This is a genomic window from Phytopseudomonas straminea (assembly GCF_900112645.1).
Taxonomy (GTDB): Bacteria; Pseudomonadota; Gammaproteobacteria; order Pseudomonadales; family Pseudomonadaceae; genus Aquipseudomonas; species Aquipseudomonas straminea.
The window spans coordinates 29896-53389 of sequence record NZ_FOMO01000015.1 but is presented as its reverse complement, the minus strand read 5'-3'; the positions used below and the strand labels follow the sequence as shown (position 1 = coordinate 53389).

19 protein-coding genes are annotated in these 23494 nt (G+C 63.4%); 8 read left to right on the top strand and 11 right to left on the bottom strand.

All coding sequences use genetic code 11. The annotated features are described in order from the left end of the window. Position 1: 1 nt before the first annotated feature. Positions 2–1198 (bottom strand): quaternary amine ABC transporter ATP-binding protein, encoded by a 1197-nt coding sequence (locus BM279_RS22565; RefSeq protein ID WP_093507582.1) that lies wholly within the window; start codon positions 1196–1198, stop codon positions 2–4. 1250 nt (positions 1199–2448) lie between these two features. Here BM279_RS22565 and gbdR point away from each other — a divergent pair. Continuing rightward, a complete protein-coding gene (gbdR, locus tag BM279_RS22560) occupies positions 2449–3549 on the top strand; it encodes a choline metabolism transcriptional regulator GbdR (RefSeq protein ID WP_093507580.1) in 1101 nt (366 codons plus the stop codon). A gap of 351 nt (positions 3550–3900) precedes the next feature. Here gbdR and BM279_RS22555 read toward each other — a convergent pair whose 3' ends face one another. From BM279_RS22555 to BM279_RS22520, 8 genes are all read right to left on the bottom strand, one after another. Beyond that, positions 3901–4149 (bottom strand): hypothetical protein, encoded by a 249-nt coding sequence (locus BM279_RS22555; RefSeq protein ID WP_093507578.1) that lies wholly within the window; start codon positions 4147–4149, stop codon positions 3901–3903. A gap of 39 nt (positions 4150–4188) precedes the next feature. Continuing rightward, on the bottom strand, positions 4189–4962 hold the full coding sequence (gene etfB, locus BM279_RS22550; protein WP_075933541.1) for an electron transfer flavoprotein subunit beta: 774 nt from the start codon (positions 4960–4962) through the stop codon (positions 4189–4191). A 68-nt stretch (positions 4963–5030) separates the two neighbouring features. Then, positions 5031–6260: an electron transfer flavoprotein subunit alpha gene (gene etfA / locus BM279_RS22545; protein ID WP_093507576.1), complete on the bottom strand. Its 1230-nt coding sequence runs from the start codon at positions 6258–6260 to the stop codon at positions 5031–5033. A 108-nt stretch (positions 6261–6368) separates the two neighbouring features. Further along, positions 6369–8327 carry a dimethylglycine demethylation protein DgcB gene (dgcB, locus tag BM279_RS22540; RefSeq protein WP_093507574.1) on the bottom strand — a complete coding sequence of 653 codons (1959 nt, stop codon included), beginning with the start codon at positions 8325–8327 and terminating at the stop codon, positions 6369–6371. Between the two features lie 151 nt (positions 8328–8478). Beyond that, the gene (dgcA, locus tag BM279_RS22535; RefSeq protein ID WP_027908570.1) at positions 8479–10539 is read right to left on the bottom strand and encodes a dimethylglycine demethylation protein DgcA; all 2061 of its coding nucleotides are present in this window, start codon (positions 10537–10539) and stop codon (positions 8479–8481) included. An 84-nt stretch (positions 10540–10623) separates the two neighbouring features. Then, the gene (locus BM279_RS22530; protein WP_027904325.1) at positions 10624–11154 is read right to left on the bottom strand and encodes a DUF5943 domain-containing protein; all 531 of its coding nucleotides are present in this window, start codon (positions 11152–11154) and stop codon (positions 10624–10626) included. A 119-nt stretch (positions 11155–11273) separates the two neighbouring features. Next, on the bottom strand, positions 11274–12251 hold the full coding sequence (locus BM279_RS22525) for a dipeptidase (protein WP_093507572.1): 978 nt from the start codon (positions 12249–12251) through the stop codon (positions 11274–11276). Between the two features lie 390 nt (positions 12252–12641). Then, complete coding sequence (locus BM279_RS22520) at positions 12642–13592, bottom strand: GlxA family transcriptional regulator (RefSeq protein WP_093507570.1); 951 nt, start codon at positions 13590–13592, stop codon at positions 12642–12644. A gap of 190 nt (positions 13593–13782) precedes the next feature. On the opposite strand from BM279_RS22520, the gene choX reads away from it, so the two are divergent. The 4 genes from choX to BM279_RS22500 all read left to right on the top strand — a co-directional run bounded on the left by choX (position 13783) and on the right by BM279_RS22500 (position 17123). Then, positions 13783–14718 carry a choline ABC transporter substrate-binding protein gene (choX, locus tag BM279_RS22515; RefSeq protein WP_093507568.1) on the top strand — a complete coding sequence of 312 codons (936 nt, stop codon included), beginning with the start codon at positions 13783–13785 and terminating at the stop codon, positions 14716–14718. A 67-nt stretch (positions 14719–14785) separates the two neighbouring features. Continuing rightward, positions 14786–15670: a 3-dehydrocarnitine:acetyl-CoA trimethylamine transferase CdhC gene (cdhC, locus tag BM279_RS22510; RefSeq protein ID WP_093507566.1), complete on the top strand. Its 885-nt coding sequence runs from the start codon at positions 14786–14788 to the stop codon at positions 15668–15670. A gap of 20 nt (positions 15671–15690) precedes the next feature. Continuing rightward, positions 15691–16656: an L-carnitine dehydrogenase gene (locus tag BM279_RS22505; protein WP_093507564.1), complete on the top strand. Its 966-nt coding sequence runs from the start codon at positions 15691–15693 to the stop codon at positions 16654–16656. A gap of 2 nt (positions 16657–16658) precedes the next feature. Then, a complete protein-coding gene (locus BM279_RS22500) occupies positions 16659–17123 on the top strand; it encodes a thioesterase family protein (protein WP_093507562.1) in 465 nt (154 codons plus the stop codon). Between the two features lie 63 nt (positions 17124–17186). Here the strand turns inward: BM279_RS22500 and gbcA are convergent, their stop codons facing one another. After that, positions 17187–18479 carry a glycine-betaine demethylase subunit GbcA gene (gene gbcA, locus BM279_RS22495; RefSeq protein ID WP_093507560.1) on the bottom strand — a complete coding sequence of 431 codons (1293 nt, stop codon included), beginning with the start codon at positions 18477–18479 and terminating at the stop codon, positions 17187–17189. Between the two features lie 356 nt (positions 18480–18835). Here gbcA and gbcB point away from each other — a divergent pair, with 356 nt between their 5' ends. Next, positions 18836–19936 (top strand): glycine-betaine demethylase subunit GbcB, encoded by a 1101-nt coding sequence (gene gbcB, locus BM279_RS22490; protein ID WP_093507558.1) that lies wholly within the window; start codon positions 18836–18838, stop codon positions 19934–19936. 1179 nt (positions 19937–21115) lie between these two features. Here gbcB and BM279_RS22485 read toward each other — a convergent pair. Further along, a complete protein-coding gene (locus BM279_RS22485) occupies positions 21116–22156 on the bottom strand; it encodes a threonine aldolase family protein (RefSeq protein WP_027908578.1) in 1041 nt (346 codons plus the stop codon). Between the two features lie 201 nt (positions 22157–22357). Between BM279_RS22485 and BM279_RS22480 the strand changes: the two genes are divergently transcribed. Both BM279_RS22480 and BM279_RS22475 read left to right on the top strand, forming a co-directional pair. After that, on the top strand, positions 22358–22657 hold the full coding sequence (locus tag BM279_RS22480) for a hypothetical protein (protein ID WP_013793305.1): 300 nt from the start codon (positions 22358–22360) through the stop codon (positions 22655–22657). Between the two features lie 100 nt (positions 22658–22757). Beyond that, positions 22758–23492, top strand: coding sequence for a TraX family protein (locus BM279_RS22475; protein WP_093507556.1), 735 nt, complete (start codon positions 22758–22760; stop codon positions 23490–23492). Positions 23493–23494 lie beyond the last annotated feature (2 nt).

The window sequence follows — 23494 nt, the reverse complement described above, 5'->3', positions numbered from 1 at the left end:
GTCATTCTCCCTGCAGGCGGGTCAGGAGGCGGCCCTTGCTGATGGCGCCGCTGTAGTGGCCATCCTGGTCGACCACCGGGATCGGACCTTCGTTGTCCACCAGGCGGTTGATCACCTGATCCAGAGGCAGGTCTTCGGGAACCGGGCTGATGGATTTGAGCACGTCACCATCGAGTGCCGGCGAGTCGCCGCCTTCGACCAGCAATGCGATCTTCTCCAGGCTGATGGAACCGCGGAACTTGTTGTCTTCGTCGACGATGAAGGCGTAGTGCTTGTCCTGCGCCTGCAGCTCGCGGCACACGGTCTGCGCATCGGGCGCCTTGCCATTGTGCACATAGACCGGAACGCTGTTGGCCTTCAGCTGGCCAGCGGTGAGATAGCGGCTGGTGTCGACCGTATCGAAGAAGTTGCGCACATATTCGTTGGCAGGATTGTCGATAAGTTCCTGTGGCGTACCGACCTGGACGAGCTTGCCGCCCTCCATGATCCCGATACGGTTGCCGATGCGCATGGCCTCTTCGATATCGTGGGACACGAAGATGATGGTGCGACGATGGGTCTTCTGCAGCTCCAGCAGGATGTCTTGCATCTCGCGGCGCTTGAGCGGGTCGAGGGCGGAAAACGCCTCGTCCATGATGATCATCGACGGGTCGACGGCCAGGGCGCGGGCCAGGCCAACGCGTTGCTGCATGCCGCCGGACAGCTCGTGAGGGAATTTGTTGGCGAAAGTGTCCAGGCCAACCTGCTTGAGTACCTGCATGGCGCGCTCTTCGCGCTCCTTGCGGCCCTTGCCGGCCACTTCGAGACCGAAGGCGGCGTTCTCCAGAACGGTACGCGAGGGCATCAGGGCGAAGGACTGGAAGACCATGCTCATGTCGCGGCGGCGCAGATCGATGAGCTGGTCCTTGGGAAGTTTGGCGACGTTCTGGCCGTCGATGTAGACATTGCCGGCGGTGGGCTCGACCAACCGGTTGATGAGGCGGATCAGGGTGGATTTACCCGAGCCCGAGAGGCCCATCAGGACGAAGATCTCGCCCTCTTCGACGCTGAACGACACGTCACTGACACCGATCACGGCGCCTTTTTCAGCGAGGATCTTGTCCTTGCTCCAGCCTTGCTTGAGCAGATCGATGGCTTCTTGCGGCTTGTCGCCGAACACCTTGTAGAGGTTTTCGACGACGATTTTTCCAGACTGCATGGGATGTTTCCCCTTCAGTAGACATCAGAGCAGTCACACGCAGCTTGCCGAGCGCCCACCGGGCACCCGTCATGCGATGCAGACTGTTCTTGCTTGTGGGTATATACACGGTTCCTGGGTTTGGACAGCGTTCTGTCACAAGGCGTTCTGCAGGCACTCGAGCGCGTCCCAGAGCGGTCGCCGAGGCGAGCGCAACAGGTGAACATGACGAATGATGTAATGCGTGGCCGTGCTGCAAACTGCTTTCCAAACCCTCTGGCAGTGTTACGAAGCCCAATCCTTTGGGTATTCACATCTCATCCGAGATGCGCGTACATCCGAAATTTCTTGTTGGGCTGGCGCCCTGTTGCGGTAGCCAGCACTTATCTGTTCTTCGGTCCGGGGCGGTGGGCCCCAGTCTGCCTCCCTGGTCAAGGGCGGCAGCGACGAAATCGGCTGACTCAACGATATAGTCTTGCGGTCGTGGCAATTATCGAATTACGACCCTGACGTGTTGGGCGACGACACGAAGCCCTCGCCTAAAAAAACCATAACAGATTCTTTCTGTACTTGGCCAAGGCTGGAGGCCGCGCATGGCGCGGTTTTCAGCCTTCAGGACGAGTGAAGGCCAGGGGCCATGCGGGCTACAGCAAATTTCAAAAAAACGTATGTAAAGCTGTTGGTCGCGGGCAAAAAGCGTATCAGTTTCAGTCGTTTTCGAGCCGTTCGGTGGCGTCTTCCAGCGTCGGAGGGCGAATAGTTGGCCGTGTTTTTCATCTAGCCGGCGGTGTTTTTCCGGCATTCATCGAACTCGCTATCGACCGTACCCGAGGAGCGGCCGATGGAAATGCGTTATGCCCCACGGCAGTGAGCATTTTTTGCTCAGTGCGGCAGGTATTTGCCAGCTTTTGGTGCATGGGGTTTTTGGCCGATATGTCGCCTGAGTGACCGGTCAGTCATATTTTTTTGTGCTGCTCGGTTACCCCTGCAGACTGTGCGGAAACATCGTTACGCCAGCGACTGCTACCAAAATGCTCAAGCCCTTGTGGCATGGCACATTGCGTTCTTTTTCCGTTGCCGATTCAGGGCGCCTTCAATGCCCGCCAACCGGCCTTCCCAGCTGCCGCCAGTTCTTGTTTGAACGGGCGTTCAATGTCGGCATGGCCTTTGCGTTATATAGGCCATCTGCTTGACTGCCAGTCGGGCGTAATTACAAGAAAACAGAGCCTCGCCATGAAGGCTCATAACCTGGTTAGCGTGAGGGTTCATTGATGTCCCAGTTCAATCAGGGAGTGCAGCTCCAGAGTCGCGTTCCCCAGTCCATCGGTTTTCTGCTGCTGGACAACTTCACCCTGATCTCCCTGGCCTCGGCGGTGGAACCCCTGCGCATGGCCAACCAGCTTTCCGGCAAGGAGCTGTATCGCTGGCACACCCTGACCCTCGACGGTCAGCCGGTATGCGCCAGCGACGGTTTGAAAATCACCCCTGATGCCAGCGCGGCCAACGCCCCGGCACTGAGCGCTGTGATCGTCTGCGGCGGTGTGGATATTCAGCGCAGCGTCACCCGCGATCATGTGCAGTGGCTGCAGGCCCAGGCTCGCCAGGGCCGGCAAATGGGCGCGGTATGCACCGGTAGCTGGGCGCTGGCCAAGGCCGGCCTGCTCGACGGCTACGACTGCAGCGTGCACTGGGAATTTCTCGCCGCCATGCAGGAGGCCTTTCCCCGCGCCGCCATCACCACGCGCCTATTCTCTATTGACCGTAACCGCAACACCTCGTCCGGCGGCACTGCGCCGATGGACATGATGCTGCACCTGATCGGCCGCGAGCATGGCCGCGAGCTGGCGGCGGCGATCTCCGAAATGTTCATCTATGAGCGTATTCGCAACGAGCAGGATCATCAGCGTGTGCCGCTCAAGCACATGCTCGGCACCAACCAGCCGAAACTGCAGGAAATCGTCGCGCTGATGGAAGCCAACCTAGAGGAGCCGATCGACCTCGACCAGCTGGCCCTCTATGTGGACGTGTCGCGTCGTCAGCTGGAGCGGCTGTTCCAGAAATACCTGCACTGCTCGCCATCACGTTATTACCTGAAGCTACGCCTGATCCGTGCTCGCCAGTTGCTCAAGCAGACGTCCATGTCGATCATCGAGGTGGCCTCGGTCTGCGGCTTCGTATCCACGCCGCACTTCTCCAAGTGCTACCGCGAGTACTTCGGCATTCCCCCGCGTGACGAGCGTGCCGGCAGCAGCGCCAACGTCGTTGCACTGGTTCCGGTCAATGATGAACTGCTGCACGAGTCGTCATCGGCCATGGCGGCGCTGAGTCGTGCCCAGGGCGAGTCGACGTTCGCCAGCGTGCGGATCATCTGATTTCCCGCATCGCACAAAAAATGCTCAATTCACGCAGACGCCCGAGAGCCGTGGCGTCTGCGTCGTCTTTCACAGATTATCCACAGTTATGCACAGAGTATTTGTGCGCAAAACATCAGTGGGCAGGATGCCGTCAGGCCAATCATTGATTCAGGGCTGAAAGTGCGTTGTACCGGGCCTTTCGTGGCAGGCGTGATGCTGCCGTCGAGCGAAAAGTGGCCAGCCGGCCAAGCGCCCCATGAATGGGAGCGTTGCGCGGTTATCCAACAGTTTATCCACAGGTCTGCGCACAGTATTCGTGCGTCGAATGCCCACGCCCGAGCGATCAGGTGTGCGGCGCGGCGTTGTCGTTCAGCTGCGCGGCACCAGTGCCGGCAGCAATGTGCGGGAAATGGCTTCGCGCACGGTCGGCAGCACGGTCGCACTGCCGGCGAGGATGTCTTCGACCATGTGGCGCAGGGCGAGGGCGCGTTCCGGGCACAGGCCGGTAACCGCGTATTCGCAGGCCTGCTCGGCGGTGGCGCCGCTGGGAACGCTGAAACCCAGGGCGACCAGGCGTTCGCGGAGATCTTCCTGGTCGATCAGTTCGGTATGCATCATCGTGGGCGTCCTCGTGGCAAGTTCGAATTCGGCGTACCGTCAGCGCAGCACGCCCTCATCCAGCAGTAGCTTGAAGATAGCCTCTGCACCTTCCTGTGGCGAGACGCCAGTGATCACCTGACCGCCACCGCCCGCCGCTTTCGCCGTCGCCGCCTTCATGCGCTCGGCGCCGGTCTTGGCCTTGATCACTTTCAGGCGCTTGGGCCGCGGCCGGGCCGGTTGCCATTGCGCGTCGGCATACAGCGGGTCGTCGACCAGCTCCACCGCTTCACGCTCCAGAGTGCCGCGCCGTGCCGGGCCGAACGCGCTCTGCCGGGCTGCCGGTGCGGCGCCATCGACACTGGCGACGAAGGGCAGGCGCACCTTCAGCCGCCGACGTTGCCCGCGCGGCAGGGCCTGCAGCACCTGGGCGCTGCCGCCTTCGATGCTTTCCACTTCTGCCAGGCCGACGACCAACGGCCAGCCCAGTCGCTCGGCCAGCAGGTAGGGCAGCATGCCCGAGCCTTCGCCGGTTTCCGCCTGGCTGCCGGTCAGCACCAGCTGCGCCTTGGCCAGTTGCAGGTGTTCGGCCAGGGCTGGCAGGGCATCGGCCTCGCGGCTCTGCTCGAGTACGGTAAGACCCGGCAAGCCCATGCCCAGGTAGGCGCGCAGGGTATCTTCCTGCGGGTCGCCGGCATGTACCACGTTGAGTTTTTCGCCGGCCAGGCGCAGGCCCAGCTCGACGGCGCGGGCATCCTGTTCGGCGCGCCGCGGACGGCCCGAGGCGGGGTGCGAACCGATGGAGACCAGGGTGACGACGTTCAGATCAGCCATGCCGGATCTCCCGTTGTGTGTGCGATTTCGCGGGCATGGCCCGCTCCCACCAAGAGTGACCGAGCGATTCATGCGGCATCGCGTTTGGCTCCGTTGCGGTGAGCTTCCACGCGTTCGATCAGCGCCTGAAGGATCGCGGCGGAGTCGCCGATCACCGCCATGTCGGCCCGTTTGATCATGTCGCAACCCGGGTCCAGGTTGATCGCCACCACCTTGTCGCAGGCACCGATGCCCTGCAGGTGCTGGATCGCGCCGGAAATCCCCACCGCCACATAGACCCGCGCGGTAACCCAGGTGCCGGTAGCGCCGACCTGACGGGCTCGCGGCATGTAGCCGTCGTCGACCGCCACCCGCGAGGCGCCTTCTGTGGCGCCCAGGGCGACGGCGGCGCGGTGGAACAGCTCCCAGTCCTTCACGCCATTACCGCCGGACAGGATGAATTCGGACTCGGCCATGGGAATCTGCGCCGGGTCGACGGCGACCGAGCCCAGGTCTTCGATGCGTGGCAGATTGCGCGGGACCTGCGCGGACAGCTCGACCTGGCGTGCTTCATGGCGGGTTTCGCTGACCGGCTCGGCGCACTCGGCGGCGGCCAGGATCAGCCGCGGCGCTGCCCGCGCGATATCTTCGCGACCGGCACCGGCGCGGCCCGTGCTCTGCCCATCCTTGACCTGCCAGACGCGGGTGGCCGGGCGCTCGCCCAGGCCGGAAGCCAGGCGGCGGCCCAGCTCACCACCGCCGGTGCGGCTGTCCGGCAACAGCCAGTGGCGCGGGCCGAACTGGTTCTCCACGGCGCGCAGCGCCAACACGCGCTGCTCGGGCGAATAGCCGCTGTATTCGTCGCCCTCGAGTTGCAGCAGGCGATCGACGCCCGCGTTGTCGAAAGCGGATTCCTTGTGCTCGCCGAACACCACGGCGAGCACGGCGCCATCCTTGCCGGCCAGTTGATGGGCGAGGCCGAGCAGATCCTTGTCGTGGCTGCTCAGGCGGCCACCGACCATGTCCGGCACCACGGCGATGATGAATGCTGGTTGCTCGACCACATGCAGCGGCAGCTGTACCTGGGCGCTGCCGGTCTGGCGCTTGCCGCTGCCGCCCTGTTGGGCGCCACTGCGGTCGATGCGCTTGATGCCGGCCGGGCCGATGAAGCCGGCCGCTGCGGCGTGCGGGTTCTTGCGGACGATGCCGTTGGGGCCCATCCATTGGATCTGCTGGGGTTGCAGGGCAGCGTGCAGCGGATGCAGGCGGTTGCGGGCGATACGCTCGGCACGCGGGTCACGGCGGATGATGTCACTCATGGCGGGCTCTCGTCGGACGGCTCGGTTTTGATGGGTTGGCACCCATCCTACGGAACGTGCTTTGTAGGATGGGTGTTAACCCATCAACCATCAGTGGTACTTCGATATTCATGCGACCTCCACCGCGGCGGGCTGAGCGGCCGGGCGCTTCTGCGGGGCATCGGCTTCGATCAGTACGTCGGCGACCAGCTCGGCGATGTCCTTGATCTGCGGGCGCGGCTCGACCACGCCTTCGAGCATCACGGTGCACTGTGGGCAGCCGACGGCGACCAGTTCGGCGCCGGTTTCCTTGATGTCTTCCATGCGCATGTCGGGAATCCGCTGCTTGCCGGGGATGTCGGTGATCGGCGCGCCGCCGCCGCCACCGCAGCAGCGCGAGCGAAAGCCGGAGCGTTGCATTTCCTTGACCTCGATGCCGATGGCCTTGAGCACCGCCCGCGGCGCCTCGTACTCACCGTTGTAGCGGCCCAGATAGCACGGGTCGTGGTAGGTGACCGAGCCGCCCTTGTGTTGGCCAAGGTTGAGGGTGCCGCGCTGCAGCAGGGTTTCGATGAAGGTGCTGTGGTGCATGACCTGGTAATTGCCGCCCAGGGCGCCGTATTCATTCTTCAGCACATGGAAGCTGTGTGGGTCGCACGAGACGATGGTCTTGAAGCGGTACTGGTTCAGGGTGGCGATGTTGCGCTTGGCCAGTTGCTGGAAGGTCGCTTCGTCGCCGAGGCGGCGGGCGACGTCGCCACTGTCGCGCTCTTCCAGGCCGAGCACGGCGAAGTCGACGCCGGATGCCTTGAGGATTTTCACGAAGGCGCGCAGGGTGCGCTGGTTGCGCATGTCGAAGGCGCCGTCACCGACCCAGAACAGCACCTCGGCGCTGCCCTTGTCAGCCATCAATGGCAGGTTCAGGTCCGCCGCCCAGTTCAGTCGACCGCCGGGTGCGAAGCCGCCGGGGTTGTCGGTGGCGATGAGATTTTCCAGCACCTCGGCGCCCTTGTTCGGCGTTGAGCCCTTTTCCAGGGTGAGATGGCGGCGCATGTCGACGATGGCATCGACGTGCTCGATCATCATCGGGCACTCCTCGACGCAGGCGCGGCAGGTGGTGCACGACCACAGCGTGTCGGCATCGACCAGTGCCTTGCCTTGCAGCGAGACGATCGGCTGGTGCGGGCCGCCACTGTGTTCACCGAGCGGCTTGCCTGGGTAGGGCGAGCCGGCGAACTTGGCGTCGTTGCCGCCGGCCAGGCCGATGACCATGTCCTGAATCAGCTTCTTGGGGTTCAGCGGCTGGCCGGCGGCGAAGGCCGGGCACATGGCTTCGCACTTGCCGCACTGTACGCAGGCGTCGAAACCGAGCAGCTGGTTCCAGGTGAAGTCGGTGGGTTTTTCCACACCCAGCGGCGCTTTCGGGTCGCTCAGGTCCAGCGCCTTCAGGCCGGTGGAGCGCCCACCACCAAAGCGTTCGCTGCGGCGGTGCCAGGCCAGGTGCAGGGCGCCGGCGAAGGCGTGCTTCATCGGCCCGCCCCAGGTCATGCCGAAGAACAGCTCGGACACGCCCCAGGCCACGCCAACGACGAGGATCGCCGCCAGTACCCAGCCGCCAAAGTCGGTGGGCAGAATCCCAGCCACCGGCAGCGTGGCGATGAAGAAGCTCGCTGCGAACATCAACAGGCTTTTCGGCAGGCGCATCCACGGGCCTTTGGACAGGCGCGAGGGCGGGTTCAGGCGGCGCTTGGCGACGAACAGGGCACCAGTGAACATCAGCACCGTGGCCGCCAGCAGGGCGAAGCCGAGGATGCGGTTGTGCAGGCCGAAACCGTGCACGACGATGGCCAGCACCGCCGCCAGCACGAAGCCGCCAGCGGTGGCCACGTGGGTCTTGGACATGTACTTGTCGCGCTCGACCACATGGTGCAGGTCCACCAGGTAGCGCCGCGGCATCTTCAGCAGGCCGCCGATCCAGTCGACCTTGGCCGGCCGGCCACGGCGCCACATGAGGAAGCGCCTGGCCGCGCCGATGACCGCGAGGGCCAGGGCGGCGAAGAGCAGGATGGGGAGAATGGTTTGCAGCATTTGCTTACCCTCACAGGGTTAATCGTTCCCACGTCGAGTCGTCGAACCGTCCGCGTGGTAACGCATCGCCGGACGCTCTGCGTCCAGCGCTTGTGACGCAGAGCGTCACGGCGCTAGGTCTCCCACGCAGAGCGTGGGAGCCATCATCCAATCAGAAGTCCTTGCACAGGCGCAGGGCGTCGTAGATCGCCGCGTGCACGTTGCGCTGGGCTACGCAGTCGCCGATACGGAACAGCAGGTAGCCGTCGCCCGCCTCGGAAAGGCATGGCTGCGGCTTGATCGCGAACAGCGCCTCGACGTCGATCTGGCCCTTGTTGCGCGAGCCGTCCTTGAGCGCGTAATACAGGCGCTCGTCCGGGCGCACGCCGTTCTCGATGACGATCTGGTCGACCACTCGCTCTTCCCGGGCGCCGGTGTATTCGTTCTCCAGCACCGCGACCTTCTTGTCGCCCTCGGCGTAGACCTTTTCCAGCATCAGGTCGCCGGTCATGACCACTTCCTTGGGGTACATGCTGCGGTAGTAGGTCGGGAAGGTGGTGCCACCCATGGCCACACCGGGCTTGATGTCGTCGGTGACGATCTCGACCTGGCAGCCTTTCTCGGCCAGGTAGTCGGCCGCCGACATGCCGGTGAACTCGCAGATGGTGTCGTACACCAGCACGTTCTTGCCGGGCTCGACCTTGCCGCTAAGGATGTCCCAGGCGCTGACCACCAGGCCTTCGGCAGCGCCCCAGTGTTCGTTCTGTTCGAGGAAGGCGTGGCCACCGTTGGCCAGCACCACGATGTCCGGGCGCAGGTCGAGGATGGTCGCTTCATCGGCCGCCGTGCCCAGGCGCAGGTCCACGCCCAGGCGGGCGATTTCCAGCTGATACCAGCGAGTGATGCCGGCGATCTGGTCGCGTTGTGGGGCGCGGGCGGCGATGCTGATCTGCCCGCCGAGGCTGTCCTGCTTCTCGAACAGGGTCACATCATGGCCACGTTCGGCGGCCACGCGGGCGGCTTCCATCCCGGCTGGCCCGCCGCCGACGATCACCACCTTGCGCTTGGCGCCGGTGGTTTTTTCAATGATGTGCGGCACGCCCATGTATTCACGGCTGGTGGCGGCGTTCTGGATGCACAGCACGTCCAGGCCCTGGTACTGGCGGTCGATGCAGTAGTTGGCGCCGACGCACTGCTTGATCTGGTCGATCTGGCCCATCTTGATCTTGGCGATCAGGTGCGGGTCGGCCATGTGCGCGCGAGTCATGCCGACCATGTCGACGTAGCCGCCTTCGAGGATGCGCGTGGCCTGGTTCGGGTCCTTGATGTTCTGCGCGTGCAGCACCGGGACCTTGACCACTTCCTTGATGCCGGCCGCCAGGTGCAGGAACGGCTCCGGCGGGAAGCTCATGTTGGGAATGACGTTGGCCAGGGTGTTGTGGGTGTCGCAGCCTGAGCCGACGACGCCGATGAAGTCGAGCATGCCGGTGGCATCGTAATAGGCGGCGATCTGTTTCATGTCCTCGTGGGACAGGCCGTCCGGGTGGAACTCGTCACCGGTGATGCGCATGCCGACGCAGAAGTCGTCGCCGACTTCGGCGCGTACGGCCTTGAGCACTTCCAGGCCGAATTTCATGCGGCCTTCGAAGGTGCCGCCCCATTCGTCGGTACGCTTGTTCACCCGCGGCGACCAGAACTGGTCGATCAGGTGCTGGTGCACGGCGGACAGCTCGACGCCGTCCAGGCCGCCTTCCTTCGCGCGGCGCGCCGCCTGGGCGTAGTTGCCGATGATGCGCCAGATTTCCTCGACCTCGATGGTCTTGCAGGTGGCGCGGTGTACCGGTTCACGGATGCCGGACGGCGACATCAGGGTCGGCCAGTGGTAGCCATCCCAGCGCGAGCGGCGGCCCATGTGGGTAATCTGGATCATGATCTTGGCGCCGTGCTTGTGCATGGCGTCAGCGAGATTCTGGAAGTGCGGGATGATGCGGTCGGTGGACAGGTTCACCGAACTCCACCACTGCTGCGGGCTGTCGATGGCCACGACCGAGGAGCCGCCACAGATCGCCAGGCCGATGCCGCCCTTGGCCTTCTCTTCGTAGTATTTGACGTAACGCTCGGTGGTCATGCCGCCGTCGGTGGCGTACACCTCGGCGTGAGCCGTGCTGAGTACGCGGTTACGGATGGTCAGTTTGCCGATCTGGATCGGCTGGAACATTGCTTCGAAGGCCATGACCTTCTCCTCGATTCGACGGCTGCACTGCGTTCACGGTCAATGCGGGGTGGAGCGCCTAGCGAGTGGCGCTCCTGTTGTTATTCAGAGCGGGCGGGTGACGAACAGGCCATCGTCGTGGCCTTCTTCCGAACCGCCGTATTCCTGCACGGTGACGGTGCGCAGGCTGCTGCCCTTGGCGGCCAGGATCTGGTCGATGGCGCCGGAGAACCAGCCGGTGAACATGTAGTCCACCTTGCGGCCGACCTTGCCGTACACGTACACGAAGGCCGAGTGCTTGAGCTTCACTTCCGCGTAACCGGCGTCGATGTCCAGCTTCTGGATCTCGAACAGGCCCCAGCCGCGCTGCGACAGGCGTTTCATGTAGTGCTCGAATACCGCCGCGCCTTCAATGCCGTGGCATTCGGCTTCCTTCTCGCACCAGTGCCAGGCGGATTTGTAGCCGGCCTTGTAGAGAATCTCGGCGTACTTGTCGGCGCCGAGCACTTCCTCGATGCCGCGGTGGTTGTTGACGAAGAAATGCCGCGGCACGTACAGCATCGGCAGGGCGTCGGTGGTCCATACGCCGGTTTCGTCGTCGACCTGAATGGGCATTTCGGGGGCGTGGGTGGCCATGTGTGTAACTCCTGAGTTCGAATCGTAGGAGCGGCTTTAGCCGTGAGCTTCAAGGCACGTCGCCCTTTGGGGGCTGATCGCGGCTGAAGCCGCTCCTACGGAAATTGAGAGGGAAGGGCTTATTCGCCCCAGACGTCGGCGAGTACCCGTACCCAGTTCTCACCCATGATCTTGCGCACCACGCGCTCGGAATGGCCGCGCTTGAGCAGGGTTTCGGTGAGGTTGGGGAATTCGCCGACGGTACGGATACCCAGCGGATTGATGATCTTGCCGAAGTTGGTCAGGCGACGGGCATAGCCCTTGTCGTGGGTCAGGTACTCGAAGAAGTCCTGGCCGTGACCCTGGGTGAAGTCGGTACCGATGCCGATGGCGTCTTCACCGACGATGTTCATCACGTACTCGATGGCTTCGGCGTAGTCGTCGATGGTCGAGTCGATGCCCTTGGCCAGGAACGGCGCGAACATGGTCACGCCAACGAAGCCGCCGTGGTCGGCGATGAACTTCAGTTCCTCATCGGACTTGTTGCGCGGGTGCTCTTTCAGGCCCGAAGGCAGGCAGTGCGAATAGGTGACCGGCTTTTTCGATTCGAGGATGACTTCCTCGCTGGTCTTGCTGCCGACGTGGGACAGGTCGCACATGATGCCCACCCGGTTCATCTCGGCGACGATCTCGCGACCGAAGCCGGACAGCCCGCCGTCACGCTCGTAACAGCCGGTGCCCACCAGGTTCTGGGTGTTGTAGCACATCTGCACGATGCCCACGCCGAGCTGCTTGAACACCTCGACGTAGCCGAGCTGGTCTTCGAATGCATGGGCATTCTGGAAGCCATAGATGATGCCGGTCTTGCCCAGCTCCTTGGCCTTGCGGATATCGGCGGTGGTGCGCACCGGCATCACCAGGTCGCTGTTCTCGCGGATCAGCTTGCTGCTGGCGGCGATGCTGTTGACGGTGGCCTGAAAACCCTCCCATACCGACACGGTGCAGTTGGCCGCGGTCAGGCCGCCCTTGCGCATGTCTTCGAAGAGTTCACGGTTCCACTTGGCGATGATCAGACCGTCGATGACGATGCTGTCGGCGTGCAATTCGGCTGGGCTCATCAGGCGGCTCCCCTTGAATGAATGCACCAGATTCGCTGCTGGCGCTTTGTGGGCAGCATATGCCTCGACGCTTGGGCGACCCGATGCAAAAACGACGGGGGGATTGCCGAAAGCGTCAAGCCGAGGTCGCCGGTGGATAAGCCGCTTGGGCGTACGCTGGTGCGGGGGGAGAGCGATGGAGCAGGCGGAAGGCTATGGCGGCCGCTGCGCATTCCACTGTGGGAGCGGGCCATGCCCGCGAAATCGCGCGCATGGCGCGCTCCCACAAAAGCGCAGCCTTACGGGCATGGCCTGGGCGGCCACCCTCCCACAAAAAAGGCCGCAGTCCGTAGGATGGGTAAAACCCATCAATTTCCATGGGTTTCACCCATCCTACGACCTGTGACCGAGTTAAGATCCAGCCGCCTCGTGCCTATCCTGCCGCGGGCTGACGGCAAACCGCGCCCGATAACGCCGGGCAAAATAGGACGCCGAGTCGAAGCCGCAGGCCAGAGCCACCTCCAGCACGCTGAGGTCGCTCTGGCGCAGCAGTTGGCGGCCCTTGTCGAGGCGCAGGGCGAGGTAGAAGGTGACCGGTGTGGTGTTCAGGTGCTGGCGAAACAGCCGCTCCAACTGGCGGGTGGTGATGCCTACCGTGTCGGCCAATTGCTGCGGGGTGCGCGGCTCCTCGGTACAGCGCTCCATTTCGCCGATCACCAGGGCCAGCTTCTTGTCGTGGATGCCGTAGCGGCTGCTGATCTGCATGCGCTGGTGATCCAGCCGGGTGCGAATACGGCCGAGTACGAATTGCTCGGACACCTGGATCGACAATGCCTCGCCATGGTCGCGGCCGATAAGGCCGAGCATCAGGTCCAGGCTGCTGGTGCCGCCGGCACTGGTGATGCGCCGGCCGTCGATTTCGAACAATTCCTGGGTTGGTTGCAGCTGTGGATAACGTTCGCGAAAGGCCTCCAGCGCTTCCCAGTGCAGGGTGAAGCGCTGCCGGGCGTCCAACAGCCCGGCCTCGGCCAGCACAAAGCTGCCGGTATCGATGGCGCCTAGCACCTGGCACTCGCGTTCGGCACGTCGCAAGCGGGCGGCCAGCTGCGGCCCGAAACCCGCCAGTGGCTCGAAACCGGCTACCACGAACAGGCTGGTGTCGGTCAGGTCATCATCCAGAGCGCCATCGACATTGAGCGACATGCCATTGCTGGCCGGCACGGCCTGGCCGTCGGCGCTGAGCAGGCGCCAGTGGTAGTGGGGCGCATGAAAACGGTTGGCGACCCGCAGCGGTTCGATGGCCGACATCAGGCCCATCATCGAAAAGCCGGGCAACAGTAGAAAGCAGAAGTGATCAGGCATTGGAGTGCTCGCTGCGTAGAGCCTCATCTAACGGCAGCGTGGCTTGATCTTCAAGTCGTTATGTTCTGGTTTTATGTCGATATGGTGCGAATTTCCAACCGACTAACTGCGTAAGGTGGCTCCATCGGAATCCCGCTGTTCCGGTCACACGGTACTAAAAACCAGACTAAACCGTTGAGGAGCACCGCTCATGAAAACGCTCACCGCGTTCGCAGCCTGCTGCGCCGTCACCTTGTTCAGTGTGCCCCTGCTGGCCGCCGAAGAGGCCAGTTGCAAGACCGTCCGCCTCGGCGCCGTCGGCTGGACCGATGTGGTCGCCACCACCGCCGTGGCCAACCAGTTGCTGCAAGGCCTGGGCTATGAAACCACCCAGACCCAGGCCTCGCAGCAGATCATCTTCGCCGGCATCCAGAAGGGCCAGGTCGATGCCTTTCTCGGCTACTGGAAGCCGATCATGGACGACAACATCAAGCCCTTCCTCGATGCTGGCGCCGTGAAGGTGGCCGAGAGGCCGTCATTGGACGATGCCGTGGCGGTACTGGCCGTGCCGACCTACGCGGCCGAGCAGGGCATCAAGACCCTTGCCGACATCGCCCGCTTCAAGGATCAGCTCGACGGCAAGATCTACGGCATCGAGGCTGGGTCGGGCGCCAATACGGCGATCCAGAAGATGATCGATGCTAACCAGTTCGGCCTTGGCGGTTTCAAGCTGGTGGAATCCAGCGAGGCCGGCATGCTCGCCGCCGTCGGCCGCGCGGTACGCAACCAGAAGCCGGTGGTGTTCTTTGGCTGGAAGCCGCACCCGATGAACCTGCAGATGCCGATCACCTACCTGACCGGCACCGAGGATGTTTTCGGCCCCAATGACGGCGCGGCGACTGTTTCCACCGTGACTTCGCCGGACTACGCCCAGAGCTGCCCCAACGCCAACCGCCTGCTCACCAGCCTGCGCTTCACCAGCGAGCAGGAGGCCGAACTGATGCAGCCGATCATGGATCGCCAGGCGCCCGACAAGGTGGCGCGCGAGTGGATCGCGGCCAACCCCGAGGTGGTTGCCGGGTGGCTCGAAGGCGTTACCAGCCGCGACGGCAAGCCGGCCGCCCAGGCCCTGAAACTCAGCCAATAACTCAATCCCTCGCTGTCACCGCGCACTGCGCGGGGGCGGCGTTCGTCCTCGATAAAGGAGCACGACCGTGAACCACGAAGTCATCATCACCTGCGCGGTCACCGGCGCCGGCGACACCGTTGGCCGTCACCCGGCCATTCCCGTCACGCCGAAGCAGATCGCCGAGGCCGCCATCGAGGCGGCCAAAGCCGGCGCTACCGTCGCCCACTGCCACGTGCGCGACCCGCAAACCGGCAAGCCGAGCCGCGACGTGGCGCTGTACCGCGAGTTGGTCGAGCGCATTCGCGAGAGCGACACCGACGTGATCATCAACCTCACCGCCGGCATGGGCGGCGACCTGGAGATCGGCAAGGGCGAGCAGCCGCTGGAGTTCGGTGCCAGTACCGATCTGGTCGGCCCGCTGACCCGCCTGGCCCATATCGAGGAGCTGCGACCGGAAATCTGCACCCTGGATTGCGGCACGCTGAATTTCGGCGACGGCGACTTCATCTATGTCTCCACCCCGGCGCAACTGCGCGCCGGTGCCAAACGCATCACCGAGCTGGGCGTGAAGGCCGAGCTTGAGATCTTCGACACCGGTCACCTGTGGTTCGCCAAACAGATGCTCAAGGAAGGCCTGCTGGAGGATCCGCTGATCCAGCTGTGCCTGGGCATCCCCTGGGGCGCGCCGGCCGATACCGCGACCATGAAGGCGATGGTCGACAACCTGCCGCCAGGCCTGACCTGGGCCGGCTTCGGCATCGGCCGTATGCAGATGCCGATGCTCGCCCAGGCCATGCTCCTGGGCGGCAACGTGCGCGTGGGGCTGGAAGACAACATCTGGCTGGACAAGGGCGTGCCGGCCAGCAACGGCTCGCTGGTCGGGCGCGCGGTGGAAATCATCGAACGCCTTGGCGGCCGCGTGCTGAGCCCGGCCGAGGGCCGGGAAAAAATGAATCTGAAAAAACGCTGAGCCTTCGCCTGGAGCCTGCCATGTCCTTCGTAACCGACATCAAGATTTTCGCTGCACTGGGCACCGGTGTGATCGGCGCCGGCTGGATCGCCCGCGCCCTGGCCCATGGCCTGGACGTACACGCCTGGGACCCGGCACCCGGCGCCGAGGCAGCCCTACGCACGCGCATCGCCAATGCCTGGCCGGCGCTGGAAAAGCAGGGGCTGGCGCCCGGCTCGTCGATGCAGCGCCTGCGCTTTTTCGCTGACCTCGACGCCTGCGTGCGCGATGCCGATTTCATTCAGGAGAGCGCGCCCGAGCGGCTCGACCTCAAGCTCGACCTGCACGCGCGGATCAGCGCCGCGGCGCGCTCGAACGTGATCATCGGCTCCAGCACCTCGGGTCTGTTGCCCAGCGAGTTCTACGCCGAGGCACAGCACCCGCAGCGTTGTGTGGTCGGCCATCCGTTCAATCCGGTGTATCTGTTGCCGCTGGTCGAGGTGGTCGGCGGCGAGCGCACCGCGCCCGAAGCGGTACAGGCGGCCATCAGCATCTACAGCGCACTGGGAATGCGCCCGCTGCATGTGCGCAAGGAGGTGCCGGGCTTTATCGCCGACCGCCTGCTCGAAGCGCTGTGGCGCGAGGCTCTGCACCTGGTCAACGATGGCGTGGCGACCACCGGCGAGATCGACGACGCGATCCGCTTTGGCGCCGGCCTGCGCTGGTCGTTCATGGGCACCTTCCTGACCTACACCCTGGCTGGCGGCGACGCTGGCATGCGCCACTTCATGGCCCAGTTCGGGCCAGCGTTGAAACTGCCCTGGACCTACCTGCAGGCCCCCGAGCTGACCGAGGCGTTGATCGACGATGTGGTCGCCGGCACTGGCGTACAGCAGGGCCAGCGCAGCCTCGCCGAGCTGGAGCGCTATCGCGATGACTGCCTGCTGGCGGTGCTCAATGCCGTGCGCCAGACCAAGGCCCGTCACGGCTTCGCCTTCGAGGACTGAGTATGCTGTCCGTTACCTACAAAACCGCGGTGCAGCCCACCTGGGTCGACTATAACGGCCACCTGCGCGACGCCTATTACCTGCTGATCTGCAGCTTCGCCACCGACGGGCTGATGGATCTAATTGGCCTCGACGAGGCGGGCAGGGCGCGCACCGGTCACACGCTCTACACGATGGAGTGCCACCTCAACTTTCTCGCCGAGGTGAAACTCGGCGTCGAGCTGCAGGTGCGCACCCAACTGCTCGGCCACGACCGCAAGCGCCTGCATATCCACCACCTGCTGGAGCGCTGCGACGACCGCCAGGTGGTGGCCGAGAGCGAGCAGATGCTGATGAATATCGACACGGCCAATGGTCGTTCGGCGCCGTTCGATGGTGAGGTGGCTGAGCGAATTGCTGAGCTGGTCGAGGCGCAGCATGGAGCGCCGCGTTCTGTTTATGTCGGGCGGGTGATTGGCTTGCCCTGAGTCTTCCTTGTGACGCAAAAAGCCCCGCCAGGTTAGCTGGCGGGGCTTTTTATTCTCAGCCGCTTACTGCGTCTTCACATCCCGCAGATACGGCGCCGGGGCGGCGCCCAGGTTGCTGAGCATGCGTTCGCTGTACCAGTCGATGAAGTTGACCACGCCGAACTCGTAGGTTCTCGAGTACGGGCCAGGCTGGTAGGCGGTGGAGTTGATGCCGCGCTGGTTTTCCTCGGCCAGGCGACGGTCCTGGTCGTTGGTGGCGTCCCAGACTTCGCGCAGGCGGGCCACGTCGTAGTCTTCGCCTTCGACGGCGTCCTTGCGCACCAGCCACTTGGTGGTGACCATGGTTTCCTGGGCGCTGATCGGCCATACGGTGAACACGATCAGGTGATCGCCCATGGCGTGGTTCCAGGAGTGCGGCAGGTGCAGGATGCGCATCGAGCCCAGGTCTGGGTTCTGGATGCGGCCCATCAGTTTCTTGCAGCCCTGCTTGCCGTCCATGGTCATGGACACGGTGCCCTTGAGCAGCGGCATGCGCACGATGCGGTTGCGCAGGCCGAAGCCGGCGTGCAGGTACGGGATCTTCTCGGCTTCCCACTTGGCGGCGGATTCGGCCACGTGGTCCTTGAACGACTGAGTCGCGCGGGGATCGTTGGTGTCGTCCCATTCCAGCAGGGTGTTGAGCAGTTCCGGGTGCGAACCGTTGCAGTGGTAGCACTCGCGGTTGTTTTCCAGCACCAGCTTCCAGTTGGCCTTTTCCATCAGGGTGGTCTGCACGGCCACCTTGGCGTTCTCCATGTCGTAAGGTTCCATGTAGTGCGCCAGGGTGGCGAGGAACTCATCGATGGCCGGCGGGTTTTCGGCCAGGGAGATGAAGATGTAGCCGCCGGCGGTCTTGCAGTTCACCGGCTTGAGATTGTAGTCGGCCAGGTTGAAGTCGGCGCCCATTTCGCTGCCGGCGAATAGCAGGCGGCCGTCCACTTCGTAGGTCCACTGGTGGTACGGGCAAACCAGCTTGGCGACCTTGCCCTTGTCGCTGGTGCACAGCCGCGAGCCGCGGTGGCGGCAGACGTTGTGGAAGGCGTGTACGACGCCCTCGGCGCCGCGGATGACGATGATCGGGTTGTTGCCGATCTGCAGGGTAAGGTAGTTGCCCTTGGCTGGGATCTCGCAGGTCATGCCGGCGATCAGCCATTCCTTGTGGAAGATCTCCTGCATGTCGAGCTGGAACACCCGCTCGTCGTTGTAGAACGGCTGCGGCAGGGAAAAGGTGCGCTCGCGGTTCTGCAGCATTTCAGCGGCTGCGGCGCGTGCCGGTTCCAGCGGGTCGCCAAGGCTCAGGGTAGAGGTGACGGTCATCGGAGAACTCCTCGTGGCGGCCGCGGGTGCGGCCGCTATGAAATAGGCTGGTGCGGTTGACGCAAGGTGGCGTCGCCTGGCCCGGATCGCCTGCCGAATGGCGCATTGCTCAGGGGGCTGCGGCGGACGCTCTTATCCTGTTCGGCTTGGGGGCGAGTGTGGAGCCGGGCGCGGCGCGAACCTTATCCATGGGCGACATGGCCGAATCAGTTCCCGACTGGGTACGCCAGTGTCTACGGGGCAGGTCGCGGTGAGCATGCCGATGTCGCTGGCAGGTAAATGAGCGCCAGAGGCGTTGCGCACAATCGCGGCAAAGAATGGGCCGGTGAGCGGCCTGCGTGCGCGAGAGAACCGACATGTCGAACGACTTCCTCTATCCCGTCACTACCCAGACCTGGAGCAATGGCCGCCACGTTGTGCGTTGCGTCAAGGTCATCCAGGAAACGTGGGATGTCCGCACCTTCTGTTTCATGGCCGACCAGCCCGTGCTGTTCTTCTTCAAACCGGGGCAGTTCGTCACCCTGGAGCTGGAGATCGACGGCCAGCCGGTGATGCGTTCGTACACCATCTCCAGTTCGCCGTCGGTGCCGTACAGCTTTTCCATCACCATCAAGCGGGTGCCGGGCGGCAAGGTCTCCAACTGGCTGCACGACAACCTGTCCGAGGGCCAGGAGCTGGCGGTGCACGGCCCGGTCGGGCTGTTCAATGCCATCGACTTTCCTGCCGACAAGGTGCTGTTTCTCAGCGGGGGGGTGGGCATCACCCCGGTGATGTCGATGGCGCGCTGGTTCTACGACACCAACGCCAACGTCGATATGGTGTTCGTGCACAGTGCCCGCTCGCCGAAAGACATCATCTATCAGCGCGAGCTGGAGCACATGGCCGCGCGGATCAACAACTTTAACCTGCATGTGATCTGCGAAAAGCACGGCCTGGGCGAGTCCTGGTCGGGCTACCGCGGCTACCTCAACCAGCCGATGCTGGAACTGATGGCGCCGGATTACCTGGAGCGGGAAATCTTCTGCTGCGGCCCGACGCCTTATATGGCGGCGGTCAAGCGGTTGCTCGAAGCCAAGGGTTTCGACATGAGCCGCTATCACGAGGAGGCCTTCGGACCGGTGCCTGCCGAAGTGCGTCAGGAGGTCAAGGAGCTGGCTGAGCTGGCTGCCGACGCGCCGGAGGTGCCGGCTGCCGAGCGCAACCAGGTGTCTTTCATCAGCACCGGCAAAAGCATCCAAGTCGGCCCGGGCGAAACCGTGCATGCCGCGGCGGCCAAACTTGGCCTGCATATCCCCAAGGCCTGCGGTATGGGCATCTGCGGTACCTGCAAGGTGCTCAAGACAGCGGGCGACGTGGACATGGAACATAACGGCGGGATCACCGACGAGGACGTGGCCGAGGGTTACATCCTGTCCTGCTGCAGCGTGCCGCGTAACGATGTGAGCATCGAGTACTGATCTGCTGATCAAAGGTTGATCAGTTCGCCATAGCGCCCGGCTTGCGGGCGCTATGGCGGCTATCCAACAGTTTATCCACAGCCCGGCGCACAGTAATTGTGTGCAAGGTTGGCGGGTGTTTGGCCAATGCTCACCAAACATAGGTGATTGGTAGGGCTTTGGGGAAATCCCGCAGGCTGCCGCAGTGGGGGCTGGAAAGCGCTCGCGGCTGCAACCCCTCCTGCGCGTTCGATGCCACTCTGCTTGAACAGCTTATCCACAGTGCTGTGCACAGTTGCATGCAGTGTCTCGGCTGAGAAAACGGCGATTCTTCTGGTCGTTTTTTGAACGTGTCTCTGAAGGCCCCGTCATTCATGGCCTGTAGCCTGATTAAGACAGTTTTTGCACAGCTTGATCCACGGAGTTTGGGGAAAGTGCATTGTGGTTTATTCACCGTACCTCAGGCGTTATGGCGCTGTGGTCCCATAAACGCTGCTCTCCGTAGCCTGGTCAATAAATGATCACTTCTGTCAGCGCCGCGTAGTTAAAGGCCTGCAGCTCTTTCGATACAACTTATTCACAGAAGCGCACACAGTTTCTGTGTGTAGATAAGTTGCCAAGCCATTGATGCTGCTCATTTTTTGTCCGACAAGCCGAAGGCCAGTAAAAACAAGGGCTACAGCGTTTTGCCGACAGCTTATCCCCATTATCGTCCCCGCTTGTTGGGGAAGAATTTCCACAAGCGGTACAAACTTCTAAGCTAGGGTGTGGATGACGACGCGCGGAATACCGTTGATCAAAATATAATCATGGTGCTGTAAGCCTCTAATAACGGGGGATACAGGCATCTATGCACAGGTTGTGAAAGTCTTCCTGCACAGCGATTGTGCGTAACCCAATGCCCAATCTATTGAAATAGAACGTTTTTTGTACGATTTCCTGGAGCCCTTGGGATGCCTGGCCTGCAGCAGGATGCCGACAGTTTATGCACAGTGCCTTCCACGGGATCTGGGGATCTCGGGGATGACTGCGCACAGGCAGTCGAAGCCTGAGCCCGTTTAATGGGGTGGCTCGTGAGGATCAGGTTCGTCTTTTTGGTGGGGATAAGGATGTTATCCACAGAAGTGGAGCTGGAGCGGCGGGCAGGGCGTTGCGGGGATAAAGATGATGGGCCGGAACGCGGCCGGCCCATCACGTCGATCAGGCGGCCATGACTTCGCGGATATCCGCAGCCAGCTGGCGAACCCGTGCTTCCTCGGTATCCCAGGAGCACATGAAGCGCGCGCCGCCGGCGCCGATAAAGGTGTAGAAGCGCCAGCCGCGGGCGGTGAGGGCGGCGATGGCCGGTTCGGACATCTGCAGGAACACGCCATTGGCCTCGACCGGGAACATCAGGCTGACGCCCGGCACGTCTTCCACCAGTTTGGCGAGCAGTTGGGCACAGTGATTGGCGTGGTTGGCGTAGCGCAGCCAGGCATCGTCCTGCAGGATGCCGACCCAGGGCGCCGACAGGTAGCGCATCTTCGAGGCCAGCTGACCGGCCTGCTTGCAGCGGTAGTCGAAGTCTTCGGCCAGGTCGCGGTTGAAGAACAGAATCGCTTCGCCAACCGCCATGCCGTTCTTGGTGCCGCCAAAGCACAGCACGTCGACGCCGGCCTTCCAGGTCAGCTCGGCCGGCGTGCAGCCGAGAAAGGCGCAGGCGTTGGAGAAGCGCGCGCCGTCCATGTGCAGGTTCAGGCCCAGCTCGTCACAGGTCTGGCTGATCGCCTGGATTTCCTCGGGACGGTAGACGGTGCCGACTTCGGTGGCCTGGGTCAGGGTGACCACCCGCGGCTTGGGGAAGTGGATGTCCTTGCGCTTGAGGGCGATCTCGCGGATCGAGGCCGGTGTCAGCTTGCCCTGTTCGGTGCGGGTGGTCAGCAGCTTGGAGCCGTTGGAGAAGAACTCCGGCGCGCCGCATTCGTCGGTCTCGACGTGGGCGGTCTCCGAACAGATCACGCTGTGGTAGCTCTGGCACAGCGAGGCGAGGGCCAGGGAGTTGGCGGCGGTGCCGTTGAAGGCGAAGAACACGTCGCAGTCGGTCTCGAACAGGCGACGGAAATGGTCGGCGGCGCGGGCCGTCCATTCGTCATCGCCGTAGGCGCGCTGGTGGCCCTGATTGGCCTCGGCCATGGCCTGCCAGGCCTCGGGGCAGATTCCGGAGTAATTGTCGCTGGCGAATTGCTGAGCGTTGTCGGGCATTGAAGGGTCCTTTTCTGCATCGCCCCGTGCGGGCGTATGCCGTTACTTTATCTCGCCGCACCGCTGCGTCGCACTCGCCGGGGCGACATATTGTTCCATGCCAAGGTGCGCCATTAATTGTGAACTCACGGGCGCCGATGGGCTCACAAGGCAGAGAGTTCATTACCAGGACTCACCGATCCCAAGCTACAGGAGCCCACCATGAGCTACCGTCATCTGATCGCCCTTTTCGCACCGCTCGCTTTCGCCCTGCCGGCTGCCGCCGCTCAGCAGTGGTCGCCGGAAGCCAAGTCGACCTTCGTGCAGGAATGCGTGAAGGGCGCTCAGTCCGGCCACTCCCAGGAGAAGCTCACTGCCTTCTGTGACTGTGCCGCGACCAAGGTCAGCGAGGAGTTCAGTGAGGCGGAAATGGCCGAGATGAGCAAGCAGGTTCCACCAGATGCGGCACTGCAGAAGCGTCTGGTCACCGCATCGAGCAGCTGCAACGCGAAGCTGCAGTGAGCCTTGAGGGCGGCGTAGGTTCTACGCCGCCCTTTCTGTTTGCGCCTCGGCGCTGGCTGCCGCTACCTTGGTGCTTTATCCGTCAGCGTGATGGGCGTGCATGCCTTCCTCTTTCCCACACCATCCCTCCCCTGGCCGCGACGCGGCCCTCGATCTGATCAAGTGGCTGGCGCTGCTGACCATGCTGATCGATCACCTGCGCCATGCCTGGCCCGAGCTGTATTTCCTCTATGTGCCTGGCCGTCTGGCCTTTCCACTGTTCTGCCTGGCGATTGCCGCCAATGTCGCACGGTCCAGGGCTGACGATGCCAGCGGCGTGACCGCCCGTTACCTGGGGTGGCTGCTGCTGTTCTCGCTGGTCTCCGAGTGGCCGTACCGGCTGCTGGTGCCGACCGCCGAATCGCTCAACGTGATGCCGACCCTGGTGCTCGGCCTGCTGATCGCCAATGCCGTGCAGCGCGTCGATATCCAGGCGCGCTGGTTGGGTGCCGGCGCGCTGGCGACAGCCGTGCTGGCCCATGAGTGGCTGATGTTCGGCATGTTCGGCGCGCTGTTGCCGGCGGCCTTTCTGTTGGCATTGCGCGGCTCCCGAGCGCGCTGGTTGCTGCCGATGCTTGGCTGCCTGGCAGCCAACTACTGGGCGCCTTTCTATGCCGATGCCGCCCGTGGCGACCCATTCGCCTGGAGCGTGCTGGCCATGTGTCTGTTCGCGCCATTGCTGGGCCTTCTGCTGTTGCGCTGCCGGCCGCCATTCCCCGTGCCGCCGGTCAGGCGCTGGGCGTACCTCTTCTATCCGGCGCATTTCCTGGTGCTGGTGGCGCTGCGCAACCTCTGAGC

What these genes read in the sequence shown, in the direction of transcription:
- BM279_RS22500 (WP_093507562.1), top strand. Translation starts at nt 16,659, where the DNA reads ATGCTGTCCGTTACCTACAAAACCGCGGTGCAGCCCACCTGGGTCGAC.
- BM279_RS22530 (WP_027904325.1), bottom strand. Translation starts at nt 11,154, where the DNA reads ATGGCCACCCACGCCCCCGAAATGCCCATTCAGGTCGACGACGAAACC.
- gbcB (WP_093507558.1), top strand. Translation starts at nt 18,836, where the DNA reads ATGTCGAACGACTTCCTCTATCCCGTCACTACCCAGACCTGGAGCAAT.
- BM279_RS22520 (WP_093507570.1), bottom strand. Translation starts at nt 13,592, where the DNA reads ATGCCTGATCACTTCTGCTTTCTACTGTTGCCCGGCTTTTCGATGATG.
- gbdR (WP_093507580.1), top strand. Translation starts at nt 2,449, where the DNA reads ATGTCCCAGTTCAATCAGGGAGTGCAGCTCCAGAGTCGCGTTCCCCAG.
- BM279_RS22555 (WP_093507578.1), bottom strand. Translation starts at nt 4,149, where the DNA reads ATGATGCATACCGAACTGATCGACCAGGAAGATCTCCGCGAACGCCTG.
- BM279_RS22525 (WP_093507572.1), bottom strand. Translation starts at nt 12,251, where the DNA reads ATGAGCCCAGCCGAATTGCACGCCGACAGCATCGTCATCGACGGTCTG.
- gbcA (WP_093507560.1), bottom strand. Translation starts at nt 18,479, where the DNA reads ATGACCGTCACCTCTACCCTGAGCCTTGGCGACCCGCTGGAACCGGCA.
- BM279_RS22505 (WP_093507564.1), top strand. Translation starts at nt 15,691, where the DNA reads ATGTCCTTCGTAACCGACATCAAGATTTTCGCTGCACTGGGCACCGGT.
- etfA (WP_093507576.1), bottom strand. Translation starts at nt 6,260, where the DNA reads ATGAGTGACATCATCCGCCGTGACCCGCGTGCCGAGCGTATCGCCCGC.
- BM279_RS22475 (WP_093507556.1), top strand. Translation starts at nt 22,758, where the DNA reads ATGCCTTCCTCTTTCCCACACCATCCCTCCCCTGGCCGCGACGCGGCC.
- dgcB (WP_093507574.1), bottom strand. Translation starts at nt 8,327, where the DNA reads ATGCTGCAAACCATTCTCCCCATCCTGCTCTTCGCCGCCCTGGCCCTC.
- choX (WP_093507568.1), top strand. Translation starts at nt 13,783, where the DNA reads ATGAAAACGCTCACCGCGTTCGCAGCCTGCTGCGCCGTCACCTTGTTC.
- BM279_RS22480 (WP_013793305.1), top strand. Translation starts at nt 22,358, where the DNA reads ATGAGCTACCGTCATCTGATCGCCCTTTTCGCACCGCTCGCTTTCGCC.
- dgcA (WP_027908570.1), bottom strand. Translation starts at nt 10,539, where the DNA reads ATGGCCTTCGAAGCAATGTTCCAGCCGATCCAGATCGGCAAACTGACC.
- etfB (WP_075933541.1), bottom strand. Translation starts at nt 4,962, where the DNA reads ATGGCTGATCTGAACGTCGTCACCCTGGTCTCCATCGGTTCGCACCCC.
- BM279_RS22485 (WP_027908578.1), bottom strand. Translation starts at nt 22,156, where the DNA reads ATGCCCGACAACGCTCAGCAATTCGCCAGCGACAATTACTCCGGAATC.
- BM279_RS22565 (WP_093507582.1), bottom strand. Translation starts at nt 1,198, where the DNA reads ATGCAGTCTGGAAAAATCGTCGTCGAAAACCTCTACAAGGTGTTCGGC.